Source organism: Neobacillus driksii, assembly GCF_013409995.1.
Lineage (GTDB): Bacteria > Bacillota > Bacilli > Bacillales > Cytobacillaceae > Neobacillus > Neobacillus driksii.
In genome coordinates this window covers 82,205-96,747 of record NZ_JACCBX010000009.1, presented here as the reverse complement: position 1 = coordinate 96,747, position 14,543 = coordinate 82,205, and the positions used below count along the sequence as shown (strand labels likewise).

The following is a 14,543-nucleotide window of genomic DNA, read 5'->3' as shown; positions in this document are numbered from 1 at the left end:
AGAAGTATAAAATCATGTTCATCCGCATTCATGCTACCACGAGTCTCCTACACAATATTTGAATAAAAACACAAAATTCATTATAAATTAATTTTATTCAATTAAATAGTTTTTTTGGAAGAATATTAAAAAAATGTAACTACCTAACAAATTCCGAATAAACCTTGATAAATAAAGAAAAAGACGTATGCCAATTTATACGTCAATTCTTGTGTCATTTTTTTAGAAAGCACCCGAAAACGGAACCCTTTTCATTAAATCTACATTGCCTAATTGTTAAATCTCAATTTTCCCTTTAGCTTTTAAAATATTAATTGCTAGATAAAGTGTGAAGGCATATTGTGTGTCATTAAGATCATGGTTTAAAATCTCACTAATTTTGGTCAGGCGATAGCGTAAACCGCTAATCGACATCGATAATTCCTTCGCTGTATTGTTAATACTGCTTCCATTATCTATATATACAAATAACGTTTTGATTAACTCAAATTCGTTACTATCTGCTTCTAACAACCTGCCAATATGTTGATTAACGAACCGCTCAATCAACACATCGTCCTGCAATTGAAATAAAACGCTCTCAATTCCCAGATCTTCGAAATAATAGACATTTTTTCGATTGTTCGTTGTACGTAATGCCGCCAATGTTTCGTTATAAAGTGTTACCGTTTGGGCAAACTCTTGGATGACAGAGCTGACACCAACAGAGATCCTATATTTTTGGAAGCGCCGTGAACAATGTCTTAACAATTGATCAATAAACGAGGACTGAGATATATGCAGTCTTTCAAACGACGGGTACTCAATTAATATGATGATTTTGTTGAGTTTTTGTGAAACGATCGAGTTGATAGAGCGTTCTTTCAAAAACAGATGAATATGACCAATCATTTCTTCATTAAACGCTAATTCATTTTCAATGCTTGATTCCTTTACATATCGTTCAAACGTTAGCATCCAATAGGTTGAAGAAGGATTAAAATCTAAATAATAGGCGATTTTATACATTTCTTCCTTTGCTAATCGCCCTTCTAAGATATCATTTAAAAAGCTCCGTTTAATCGTTTGTTCTGTATTAACCTTTATACTTTCATTGAATAAGATCAGTGAAGACGTAATGGCTGCATTTTCAATAATCATATAATCCAGCTCATTAGGGTGATTTTCTCCTATATAAACGAAAGAACAATAGCCTTTAATTTGTTGGCCATAATAAATGGGGGTGCGTAACAATGAGAGCTTTTCGGAATAACGTACAAATGTAGTGTTCGAATCTCTATATTTATTTAAAGCAAGCTGATCCGGAAGGTTTCCTGATTTTACAATGATTTGATTATATTCATCTTCAATAAAGACGGTTAAACCCGTCGTTTCAAATAAAATATCAACCACTTTTTGTATTCCTTGGTTTGACAGTAGTTCCTTAATTAATTGCCGGTGTATATCACTCGCTTTACTTAAATGGTCCCGCTCCATTTTTAATTTTGCTGTTATTTCATCGAGTTCCTTGATCATGCTATTCGCTTGATAGTAACTTAGGTCACTTGTAATTTGATCTCCCCATTTATCAATTGGCATACAAATACATTTGCATTGCTCGTGTCCCATTGCACGGCATTCAACTTCCTTAACCAAAATTGGCTGCTGTAACACTTTCGATAAGTAACCGCTTGCATAACCGCACAAGTTGTGACAAACTGGCTCTTTACTGAGGCCTTTGGCTTTTAAATATTGGGAGGCTTCAAACGTATTAATCCAAAGGACTTCTATAAAATTGCATTTCTTTTGCTCATCAAAGCTCATTTCTAAAATCTCCACTTTATCTAAGTAACCATGCAGCATGTGGAATTTAGGGCCTGCTAATGCTAAATCTAACTCATCGTCCCATTCCAGCGACATGGCTTTTTCCGCATCACTCACCCCACAATGCCAGCCGTAGCGAATAAACACTCCTCTCGTTCGTTCTTCACCAATTATGGTAATGAGCTCATTTTTCAAATTTGTTCTTGCTTCAATCGGGATGGTAATAATTCGCTCATAAAATTCATTCACTACTTTTTCTTTCGGTAATTCAAAAGCATTCTTTATGTGCATTTGCTTAGAACTCATTATTTTACTCAACCCCTTAGTCCGTGCTCAATAGAAAAATGAACTGGTATTATATAATACTATGAAAAAATTCTATTCTCTCATTTTAACATACTCTTCTGAAATTTCAGAAACCCCAAAGGATGGGTACGCTGGGATAATAATGATTTTTCTATTATCACATAGAGGTTTTTAGAACATTTTAATTTCCATTCTCGAATGCTAACATATTCATCATAGGAATTATTGAAAAAGAAAACTCCCATCCATATTAATGACGGGAGTTTTCTTTTTGAGATTTAATTAAAACGTGCTTTTAAGTCTTCGAGAGTAAGTTTACCTGTTTTTTCAATTGGCTTATTGGATGTTGGGAAGTATGGATTGATAGACATGAAATTCTTTTCGACGTAATTGAAGTCAATAATGTCAACGACCCCATCCTTGTTAAGATCTTCTTTCAATCTATCCCCTGAAATTCCAGCATTATTTGCAATAAGCTTTGCGTCATAAATGTCAATTACATGATCTCCATTGACATCTCCAGCTGCAGCCGTATCCGTATAGAGAGTATAGAAATTGCCTTGGATTTTTCCATCAATTGTCCTGCTTAAAGTTAATTTTTTGCTGTATAGGAAATGACCAGGAATATCTACGATTAACGTATAGTCATCTTTCACCGCTGGAATATCTGTAAACGTCATATACCCATTTTCAGAAATATCCGCAGGATGGTTTTTACCGTTTTTATCGACCAGATAAGCCTTTGTTCCAATCTTTGAATAATCTAAATCATAGTTGTCTAAATTAACGGCTTCACCATGATAATAACCTTCTACCCATGAGTGCTGAGAGATGAATTTAAACCTTTCAGCAAATGTTGGTAACGAAGTCTTACTACCAGAGCTTGTTTGATAAGAAGATTCTTGATAATAGAATCCACTTTCTACAAAGTAATTATGGTCGTCGACTACCTTTAATGTGATATCTAATAAATCAATATCATCATTAATCGAAACTGGTATTTTTGTCTTTTTGTCTACAATATCTACAGCAAATGTAGAAAGATTAGACCAAGTATTTTCTGTAATTTGTGGCTTTGCAACGTTAATAGTCCAATTATTTTTCTTTGCAAGATCCTCTAGTTGTTTTGATGGCTTAACGTCTACAACTTTATAGTAATCAGGGACATCGATTGTAACTGAAGCACTTGTTAAATCTTGTGCGTTTTGAACCGTAAATGTATTGACAAACTCTGAACCAAGACTTACACCTTTTGTATTTGGTTTAATGGTAGAATATTGATCTCCTTTATCAATAAAAGTGAAGTCTGGGAAAGTCGGATTACCTGCTGTAGCGTAATCATACGTATAAATAGCTACGTTTGTTGGATTGTTTGCATATTCTTCTGGTAGGACACCAAATTTAAATTCACCATTTGCAGTTGGGAAAAATTCAGCTGTTGGCCAAAAAGAATCTTGATAAGCGTACACGTGATTTGCCTCTTGCGTGATGTCATGCCCTCTACTTTTTAAATAGTCAATCGTATCATCATACAATTTGCCATGCACCCAATACGCTGTATAATCCTGTCCATCATAACTTTCAGTGGTTAAATCTGAACTTGAAAGTTCTTGGAGTCCTGTTTTCTTATCAAACTCCAGTGTTGGAGCTGTATTATCGATCACCATGTCATTATCGATTTTATATGTTTTACCATCTTCTCCTGTACCAATATAAGAAACAATATATTTACCTTCTTTAAGTGGTTCATATTCAAGTGCTAAAGGTTTATTTGGATCACCTGTAAAATGTTTTACTTCACCTGAAAATCCGAAGAAAATTAAGTAATCCGTATCAACTGATGCATTTTCTAAATTAAACGTGCCATAAAACCCAATTGGTTTTCCTTCTACATCACTAACGACTATATCAATCGTTTTCATATGACTATTTAACTTGAAACTGACTGGTGTAAACGGCTCAATGTATGGATGGAAGTTACTAAGGTCATTCGTTATTGCATGTTTAAAAAATTCTACTTTTTCGAATCCAGGTTTTGAATACCGAACATGGAAAGGAATTTGATATTCGGCAGTTTTTGATTCATTTTCAATATAAATATATCCCTGATATACACCCAATTCTGCATTAGCTGGAATGGATATTTCTGCATTCATATTTTTACTCTCATTTCCATTCACTTCAATCGTAGATGGTAATTGAATGGTCACACCACTCTTTGCAGCATCCTTAGAGACACCATCTATTGTTAAAAATTCTACCCTTGTATTATATGTTTCAAGTTCACTACTTAAATTCTTAATAGCAATCGATGTTGTTCTGTTTTGAGTCTCACTTGATTGTGCAATACTACCAAAAGGTAAAGATCCTGAGATGTCATCGATTTCTATTTTTAGTCCTTCTTCGTCCAAGGAAGTCGTCTTATTTTGTACTTCAACTAACGTTGTATTGTGGACTGCCTCATAAGCATCTACACGTCCTGCTCCAACTTCATTCACGTTATACGTACGACCTTTTAAAGGATCAGCCGTATTCATTAGCGCTGCTTTGACATCCGCAACTGTATATTCTGGATGTGATTGTAATAATAAAGCTGCAACCCCAGCAACATGTGGTGTTGCCATGGAAGTTCCACTTAAACTCGCATAACCACTGGAATAATCGACACCATCTTCTGGACTATTAATATATTCTGGAACAGTAGAGAATGTGGACACCCCAGGTGCTACTACATCTGGCTTAATATCAAAGTTATTACTAACTGGTCCACGTGAACTAAAATCAGCTAACACATCACCTGTTGTCATATTTGACTGTAAGTCTGTAAATTTAAGTTTAGAAGTAGGGTCTGCTTTTAATTTTTCTGATAGTTTCACTCCGTCGGTCTTTAACATTTTAAAGGTTGGGACATAACCATTATTTTCACCTAAGAAAAATGGAATCTCTCCATCGGTATCATTATAAATCAATACCGCAACAGCACCTTTTTCCTCCGCAAGTCGGATTTTTTCATCAAATGAAAGCGTACCACGAGAAATTAATGCCACTTTCCCATTTACGTCTTTGCCATTGTAATCCTCTTCTGTACCAATTCCTACCTCAACAACATCATACTCTTTATCTAGTAACTGTAGATAATCGTTACCAAGACCATGCCCCATTAACGTATTTTGAATTGAAATATCTGCTAAATTTGCTTTAACGGTTGGAATATCTGTCGGCACATCACTAGCACCAACAGTGATGGCTAGTGGAGAAGCACCTGGTGAACCTAACGTACCTGGATTTGGACCTGCATTTCCTCCAGCTATAACCGGTATGACTCCTTTTAATGCTGCATTGTTGATTGCTACAGATGTAGCGTCTAGGGAATGATTATTATTATTACCTAATGATAGATTAATAATATCCATTCCATCTTCTACTGCTCTTTCTATACCTGCGATAACCGATGAATCATATCCTGAACCATACTCTCCTAATACTCGATATGCATACAAGTCAACATTCGGAGCAACACCTGTCATGGCATATTCAACATCATTTTTAGGATTAGATGCGATGGTTCCAGCGACATGGGTTCCATGTTCTGTATAGTATGCACTACCATTTATCGTTTCAGGTTGACCAGATGCAAGCCACTCGGCTCTTGTTGTTTCCATTGGATCAGAATCATTTTGAACAAAATCATATCCGCCTTTATAAACATCTTTTAAATCAGGGTGATTATAGTCAATCCCTGTATCAAGTACTCCAACTTTTATTCCTTGTCCTTTTAAGCCCTCATTATGTAAACGATCAACTCCTATATGAGGAAGCGCTGGGGGAATTAATTTTGCAAGTGTTGGTTCTTGTGTAGTAGTCGATTCATTTTTCGGTAAACGAACCACATTGTCTTTCCATATCCTTTTAACTAAACCCGTCTCAAGCAAAGTATTAATTTCACTTGTGGGAATCGTCATAGCCATTCCATTGAATACATTCTGGTACGTCTGTTTAATTTGATATTGAAGTGAATTTTCTTTTATATTTTGGTTTAACTCCACTTTCTTCTTAAAAATTTCAGTTAATCGTTGTTTAAAATATTCTTGTTCCCCTTTTATCTTTTCTGCTTTATTTTTAGATGTACCTTTTATTTTTGATGGCTGTGCATTTTCGACCGGAGCTGTTTTGAACTCAACAATGACATTGGCGGTTTTTTCTTTAAGTGACAATAAACTTGGATCAATGATGAATCCTTCTTGTGGGGTTAATTTTTTTATAGACTGTCGTTGCTCTTCAGTTAGTCCTTTTAAGATCGATTCAGCAGAATTTGAAATCGCATAAGATTTTTGCTGAGGCATTAAATAAGATGTAAGAATGCCAGAGGCTATTACACCTGATACCATAACATTAAGAAATTGTTTCTTTCGATTTTTCATTAAGTAACGCTCCTTCTACTACTTTGATTTCTGCTGCAAATTTTAAATCTATTACTTTTTAAACATAATAATCCAGCAAATTTTCCCTTTTAAAATGATTACATCTTCCTATGAGCATCACATTCCTCCCGAAAGATAGATAGTGTAAAATAAGAGTATGAATAATTAGACAACTCTATTAATTCATATTGTACTGGAGCTTTTATTTGCGGTAAATTGGGGGAATTTTTCTACTAGTTTTCCTTCTTCCACTGCAGAATGTGTCGAAAGCCTTGTGGGATATTGTCAAAATTAGAAGAATGTGAGCGATTTTTTGTAAAATCTCAACCATTTGATTTCTAGAAAATGACAATTAATAAACTATATCGAAAAAATCATTTTTGTACTTGGGGGAATCTTGGTTTTCCTACTACTCAATCACATCCAAATATTTTTCTAAAAGGAGAAATTCAATTATGAATGAGGGGAAAATCATTAAGTTTTATCGGGAAAAATACCAAATGACACAAGAACAATTAGGAAAAGGGATTTGTTCCGGAACTCATATTAGTAAAATTGAGCGTTTACATACTGAATATGCACCTGAAATTATCACCCTTTTATCCCAGAGACTAGGGATAAATATCGAAAATGAATTAATTAAGCTGAATACTATTAAAAATCGTTTAAATCATTGGCATGATGTTATTGTCATGCAATTATTTGATGAAATGAATCTTATTAATCATGAACTTGAGCAAGACGATTTAATTCAAATCTCTGATTTTATCAATCTTTACAAATTACTTAGGGTTAGATATTTACTCATGCATAATTTGACGGAAGAAGCATTAGAAATCATCAATGAACTCCAAAAAAAAGAACATAAATTATCCTCCTATGAAGCTAATCTTTTCAAACACGTTTTAGGAGTTTACTATTTAGCGAAACATGAAAATCTCAAAGCCATTCAAGTATTAAAATCAATAAATGATACAGATTACACTAATAAGGAATATACCTATCATTTAGCAGTCGCCTATCATTTAAATGAATCACCAGTTATGGCTTATTTTTTTGCAGATAAATCGCGACAATTTTTTAAAGAAATTAATAACTATCTTAGAGTCATTGATGCAGAAATGCTTATGGCGATTCAAGTAAAAGATGATGGGGATTTTAAAGAAACGATTCATAGGTTTGAAAGCTTAATCAAAAGCTGTGAACTTTGTCATTCACCTGATCGAAAGGCTAAGGTATTACACAACTTGGCTTTTGAATACTTTAGAAGAAAAAATTATGAATTAGCCCATAAATACTATAATGAGTCAATGAATCTTAAAAATAATGATTCAAGCCCTTACTTACTTTCTTTTGAAGGCTATATTAGGAGTGCATACTATGGGAGTTTACTTCCAAAAGACGAATTATTGCAATTGGCAAATGAAGGTCTCGAAAGAGCTCTAAAGAAAAATGAAGAATTATATATAAACTTATTTACTTTACTCCGTTATTTAATTCAAGATAAAGAACAGGAATACCATCAATACCTGTCCGAATATTCAATACCTTTGTTTAAAAAATTTGGTTTTGTTTATTTAATTAAACGTTCCGAAAAAGAATTATTTAATTATTGTTTTAATCAGAAAAAAACTCGCAGGGCATTAAAGATGGCACATATCTTGATTAATCAATAAATAGAAATGGCATGTCTCATTTAGCGACATGCCTCTTTTATCAAATCATTGTAACAAGGTAAAATACAGTATTAGTTTGATAGGATACATTTGGTTCTTTTAAAAACACATAACAAAAAGAGACCTTCAAACAAAAGTCTCTTTATCGTGGAATAGAGGAAATAAATGAGTTTTATAGAACTTATTATTGATAATAAAGAGAAAAGGAGAAAATGAAAATTGAGAGACCAAATAATCCCAGCGTTAATTGCTTTTGTAGTTGTTTCAATTTTATCTCCACTATTAATTGCTGCTTTGAGAAAACTTAGGCTCCTTCAACCGATAAGAAAAGAACTTCCTTCAGATCATCAGTTAAAAAAAGGCACTCCGTTAATGTTTGGGATTATTCTTTTTGTAGGAATTATGGTATCAATTCTCTTTTCACCTACTCCATTGATGTATTTCTTGTCTATTACCTACATTCTTTTTAGTTTTGTTGGCTTTTTGGACGATTTTTGGAAAGCTTCTCGTCAAGATCCAGGAGGCGTATCGGGTAAGACCAAACTTATTTTTCAATTTATTTTTACGGGTACTTTGCTGTTTTACGTGATCAACGAACTAGGAATCGACACCAGCATTACTATTTTCAAAAATATTTCCTTGGATCTTCCGATGTTGTTATATGTCATTGTCATTACGTTATTTGTCGTAGTTTCTGCAAATGCCATAAATTTCACGGATGGATTAGACGGTCTTTTAGGAGTTGTTGCAATCCCAACATACTTTTTCTTTTTTATGGTTTCAGACAGATCAGAGGTGCAAATTTTTTGTTTAATTATGATTGGATGTTTACTCTGCTTTCTCATATATAATATATATCCAGCCAAAGCTTTTATGGGAGATACGGGATCACTAGCTATAGGGGGGTCGCTTTCATTTCTTGCTGTTCTTGAGAAAGTTGAAATTTTAATTCCCATTTTATTCTTTATATATTTTGCTGAACAACTTTCGGTTATTTTACAAGTTTCCTCATTTAAACTTACTCATAAGCGTATCTTCAAAATGACACCGATACACTATCACTTTGGCTTAAAATATGGGTGGTCCGAAACTACAATTGTCACGGTTTTTGGATTTATTTCTTGGTTTTGTGCTTTTATCTGTTTAGCTTATTGGAGATTTCTTCTATATCCATAAATAACGTTATAATCATTCCAATGAATATTAATGGTAACCATCCTATGCACAATGCAGAAAAGAAATACCAAGGTCGAAAATCTGCCACCACATAAAATGATGTACTAATCAAAACACCGATAATTAAATAAACGGAGAGAATCTCCATTTTGTCATCGAACTCCTTTTTAATATTATAAAAAGGTGCACTTGTTAGGGTACTACATTTTGGCATAATGTTAAGATTTTTTATGTTAAAACGATCTTCCAATTGAAGATCGTTTTAAGTATGAACTCCGCATACCTAGCAACCCTGTATCAAAATACACACGCTATTTCTTTTGTGAAGTAGCGTGTGTATTAGTATGTTATTTGCTTGATCGCACTCCAAAAGTAAACCCGTTATAATTTGATGCCCTATTCAACATTTGAATAGGGTATTCTATTTTCGTTTACTAAAATAATGAAGAAAGAATAAAATTCCTAATTTTACACATAATTAGAAAAAAAGTTTTAGAGGGATTTTTATGAATTTAAAAAATAGTGATAAGGGCAAAGGCGAAGGCTCCAACAGGAGGACCGATCCCATTTGGCTCGAAAGATTATCCCAATCAAATGATTTCGTTCATGAGCATACTTCTTTCAGAGAAGATGAGCCTTTTTGGATTTCATACTATCGCACCCTTATTTCATCAGACATTTTACACAAAGATGTCCTACCCTATTTACAGGAACAGATTCCATTAGCTGAGTTAAAAAGTAGAATCCCCGTTCAAGAAATTATTTTATCGAAAGATACAAATGAAATTATCCAAAATATATTAAATGGACATATGGCCATTCAAAAGCATCAGTCTGATGTAGAATGCTTATTAATTAATATTGCTAATAGTAAATTTCGCGATGTCGGCGTACCAAATATGGAATCCTCGGCGCTAGGACCGCAGGTTGGATTTATTGAAGAATTAGACACTAACATCAACCTAGTTCGAAAAAGATTGCCTGTTCCAGAACTGCACGTCAAAGAAATGAAGGTCGGAGAGCTATCCAAAACAAAGGTAGCAGTCCTTTACATGGATGGAATTGCTGATCCTGAAAATATAAACACGGTCATCCAAAGAATAGAAGATATTCAATATGATCATATACAGGACAGCTCATATATCGCGTCGATGATTGAAGACAATTCTAATTCTTTGTTTCCACAATCCATATCAACAGAAAGGGTAGATCGAGTCGCGGCTGGACTCACAGAGGGAAAAATTATCATCGTAGCAGATGGATCACCCAATCTTGTCATCCTCCCCGTTACCTTAATGGAATCTTTTATAGCCATGGAAGATTATAGCTATTCTTGGATCATTTCAAATTTCTTTCGGTTATTACGACTAGCAGCTATGTTTATCTCGACAATGATAAGTCCTTTGTATGTAGCCATTATGACTTATCACTATGAATTAATTCCGGCTCGTTTACTTGAGACGCTGGTTGGCTCGAGGGCGGCCGTGCCTTTTCCTCCATTCTTAGAGGCGCTTTTTTTAGAATTGATGATTGAAATGGTCAAAGAGGCCGGAATCCGTCTGCCGCTTAAAATTGGACAATCCCTCGGTGTTGTAGGTGGTATTGTAATCGGACAAGCTGTTGTAGAAGCCGGATTAACTAGTAATGTACTGCTAATTTTAGTAGGACTGGGCTCATTAGCTTCCTACACCTCACCTGTATATAAATTTAGTAATACGATTCGGTTTATCAAGTTTCCAGTCATTTTTCTTGCCCAATGGTTTGGTTTGCTTGGGGTTTTTTTAGCCTTTCAATTAACACTGATCCATTTACTACGGTTAACGTCACTTGGGCGTCCATATTTAAGTCAGTATCCAATACGGAATACTTCCTTTCAAGATTTATGGCTTAGGCTCCCTTTTTCCATGCAAAAAGAAAACCCAACAACCTTAAGACCTCAAAAGAAGTGGAAATCAACAGGTAAAGGAAAGAAAATGGGACCGGCGAACGATTTTTATGAATAAATCGTAAAGGGGAAAACAATATGCAAGCAAATATTAGACATCAAGTTTCTCCCTATTTAGTCTTTTTTCTCATTTATAATTCGCAGGTTGGTGTGGGCATTTTAAGCTTTCAAAGGACAATTGCACAAAAAGCAGGATATGACGCCTGGATTGGTGTATTAGCTGCTGGGTGTTTAGTACAAGCGTTTATTTGGGTGCTGTACAAACTTTTGGGGAAAGCAAATGGAGATATTATCGATGTTCATACCACTATTTTTGGAAATGGACTAGGTAAATTTCTTAGCCTCTTTATCATGATTTATTATTGGTTAGCAAGTCTTTCTGTTTTAATTGGGTTTATAGAGATCATTCAAGTATGGATGTTTCCTACCATGCCTTCATGGATTCTTTCTATGATAATTTTACTATCCGTATATTATTGTGTTTCTGGAGGATTTCGGGCTGTTGTCGGCATGTCTTTTTTGTCGTTTATTTTTCCGCAAATTTTGCTTATCGCCCTTTTTATTTTCCCGTTAAAAATTGCACACTTTTCAAATTTGTTGCCGATCATGAACCATTCCTTCATGGACTTGATCGATTCTATCAAAAGCTCCCTGTATACAATAGCAGGTACCGAGGCATTGTTGATGTACTATCCCTTTATAAGAGATGCTAAAGCTTCAAAAAAATTCGCACATTTGGGTGTTTTATTTACTACTTTACTGTATACCATTTCTGCCATTGTTTCCTTTACCTTTTTTAGTGAAAAACAGTTAAAAACGACAATTTGGCCTGAACTTTCATTAACAAAAACAATTACACTGTCTTTCTTGGAGCGATTTGAATACCTATATATATCCATGTATTTGATTATTATTAGTTCTTTAATCGCACTTTTTTTATGGTGCTCCAGCAGAGGTTTAAAAATCATTTTTAATAGGAAGCAAAAGCATACATTAATCCTTCTTTGCCTTTTAAGTGTTATCATTTGTCATTTTGACGGTTCCTTTAAAGAGATGCTGAATAAATATATCATTCAAATGAATTTATGGGTATTTTACTGTTATATCCCTCTACTCTTACTTGTTTTAACTTTTTTAAAAAGGAGTAAGCAAAATGATGAATAGGTCAGCGTTTTGTTTGTTTCTTATTTTATTATTGTCAGGGTGTAGCTTTCTCCCTACCAACATTGTCAATGAAATCGATATGGCTCAGGGGGTAGGGTATGATCTGAGCGATAAAACGAACATAAAGGGAACGATTGTCTTTCCTATTTTTAAAAAAGACAAAACTTCTACCACAGAAGTCAGAGCTGCTATAGGGAAATCCAGTAAAGAGATTCGGTCTATCTTAAATAACGAAACTCGCTATCCATTGGTAAGCGGTCAGCTACGTGTAGCACTTTATGGAAAAAATCTTGCAAAGAAAGGGATTAATGATTTTGTAGATACCTTACACCGTGATCCATCCATTGGGAGCATTGTTCAAATGGCTATTGTAGATGGCAATGCGAATGAATTATATAAAATGAAAAAATATAAAAATGATAACGTTTCGGTTCATATTCAAGAATTGCTGGAGCAAAATATGAAAATGGGGCTACTTCCTGAAACGAATTTACAATCCTTTTTATTTCAATTTTTTCAAATTGGACAGGATCCATACTTACCTTTGATTAAAAAGGAAGCCGAGAACATTAGGATTACTGGCTTGGCCATTTTTAAGGATGATCGTTATGTCACATCTATTCCAATGAAAGATTTTTTTATTTTTAAAGCGTTAGTTGATAAAAACAGTTTAGGATTACGCCAATTTATTTTAGCGAATCGAGATAAGGTTGTTCTTGAAACAATTAATTCAAATGCTAAATACAAAGTGAACATTGTACATGGGCGACCAGAATTTACGATTAACTTAAAATTGAAGACAAAACTACAAGAGTTTGCTGCTTCAGAAAAAGAAAGGCAGGCTTTTGATAAAAAAAAATATCAAAAGCAGGTTGAACAGGTACTAGAAAAAAGTGCATTAAGTATGGTCTCTCAATTTCAAAAGCATAGAGTTGATCCTTTAGGTTTGGGGGCAAAATATAAAGAACATTTTCGTGGATTTAATGAAAAACAATGGAATGAGGATTATCCCAACGTAAAAGTTCATGTAAATGCAGATGTTGAAATTGTACAAACCGGGTCAATTGATTAACAATCATAGAAAAACCTATCCCTCGAGCAACGTTTCCTTTAGTAGTGCATACCAAGGCATTGGTTAGCACTACTATTTTTTATATAGTGAATAAAGAATGGGTCGTGGCATATTTCAGGGATTCGAATTAACTATATATTTTTGTTTTTTCCTTAGTTTGAGAGAGGCAGTATGTTAAAGGTACATCAAATTGGGATTCGTTTGTTAATGTTGTTTCTTCCTTATTTAACCTTCTGGGTGTTAATACATATAATGTTGAAGACATATCTAAAAAGGAGGTAAATCATATGGTATTTTTTCCACCTCAAGGTTCAATGAGACAACAACCACAATCCCCTCCACCCACATTCATTCCACAAAAGCCTACTACTCCATCATATATTATAGACTGTGTATTTAATAACACATATGTTTGGCTTATAAACGGGGAAGGTTTCTGGTTTTACCCCACTCGCGTCGAGTATGGTGAAGTTTCTGGATATAGATGGAATGGTGTAATCTGGATGTTTTATGGTATTGATCCAAGGATTATTGATGCTGTTGCCTGTTACCCTACCCCTACACTTTACTAAATAGCAAAAGCCTTGAGCAATTCAATAACACAAGGCTTTTTCCGTTTGTATTTTCCCTTAGCTTAGTTTTACCATTACGATACCTGTGATTGCTGTGATATCAGGATACAAATCCGTAAGCGGGGCGACAGACTTTTTGTTTTTTTTGGCCTGTAGTAAATGATGATAGGCTTATAAGTTTTTTACTCACCATCCTTACGCTTTTTTCGTTTACAACGACTTCTGTTCGCAAAGGGTTTCGCTTATTTTTCAATGTAACTTCATAGTGTCCTGGAGTAGGGAGTGTATAGTTTGAATAGGGTGTTAAAACCGATTCGACACATACACATTTTATTTCGTATGGGTGCCCGATAAGATAGGGCACCTCCTTGACATTCCCTTCCTAAAGTTGTTGTCTGCTGTTATATG

General features: G+C 34.4%; 8 protein-coding genes. 6 read left to right on the top strand and 2 right to left on the bottom strand.

Annotated features, from left to right (window positions below):
- Nucleotides 1-276: 276 nt before the first annotated feature.
- Together F4694_RS20165 and F4694_RS20160 are read right to left on the bottom strand one after the other, a co-directional pair.
- Nucleotides 277-2,109, bottom strand: coding sequence for a XylR N-terminal domain-containing protein (locus tag F4694_RS20165; protein ID WP_179601267.1), 1,833 nt, complete (start codon nucleotides 2,107-2,109; stop codon nucleotides 277-279).
- Nucleotides 2,110-2,387: 278 nt separating this feature from the next.
- On the bottom strand, nucleotides 2,388-6,530 hold the full coding sequence (locus F4694_RS20160) for a S8 family serine peptidase (RefSeq protein WP_179601265.1): 4,143 nt from the start codon (nucleotides 6,528-6,530) through the stop codon (nucleotides 2,388-2,390).
- A gap of 455 nt (nucleotides 6,531-6,985) precedes the next feature.
- Here F4694_RS20160 and F4694_RS20155 point away from each other — a divergent pair, with 455 nt between their 5' ends.
- The 6 genes from F4694_RS20155 to F4694_RS20130 all read left to right on the top strand — a co-directional run bounded on the left by F4694_RS20155 (nucleotide 6,986) and on the right by F4694_RS20130 (nucleotide 14,135).
- Nucleotides 6,986-8,206, top strand: a complete 1,221-nt coding sequence (locus F4694_RS20155; protein WP_179601263.1) for a helix-turn-helix domain-containing protein — start codon at nucleotides 6,986-6,988, stop codon at nucleotides 8,204-8,206.
- A gap of 219 nt (nucleotides 8,207-8,425) precedes the next feature.
- Complete coding sequence (gene mraY / locus F4694_RS20150) at nucleotides 8,426-9,382, top strand: phospho-N-acetylmuramoyl-pentapeptide-transferase (protein WP_179601261.1); 957 nt, start codon at nucleotides 8,426-8,428, stop codon at nucleotides 9,380-9,382.
- A gap of 506 nt (nucleotides 9,383-9,888) precedes the next feature.
- A complete protein-coding gene (locus F4694_RS20145; protein ID WP_179601259.1) occupies nucleotides 9,889-11,385 on the top strand; it encodes a spore germination protein in 1,497 nt (498 codons plus the stop codon).
- 20 nt (nucleotides 11,386-11,405) lie between these two features.
- Complete coding sequence (locus tag F4694_RS20140) at nucleotides 11,406-12,491, top strand: GerAB/ArcD/ProY family transporter (RefSeq protein ID WP_179601257.1); 1,086 nt, start codon at nucleotides 11,406-11,408, stop codon at nucleotides 12,489-12,491.
- Entirely contained in the window at nucleotides 12,481-13,563 is a 1,083-nt protein-coding gene (locus F4694_RS20135) for a Ger(x)C family spore germination protein (RefSeq protein ID WP_179601255.1), read from the top strand. Before F4694_RS20140 ends, F4694_RS20135 begins: the two co-directional genes overlap by 11 nt.
- A gap of 287 nt (nucleotides 13,564-13,850) precedes the next feature.
- Complete coding sequence (locus tag F4694_RS20130; protein ID WP_179601253.1) at nucleotides 13,851-14,135, top strand: transporter; 285 nt, start codon at nucleotides 13,851-13,853, stop codon at nucleotides 14,133-14,135.
- Nucleotides 14,136-14,543 lie beyond the last annotated feature (408 nt).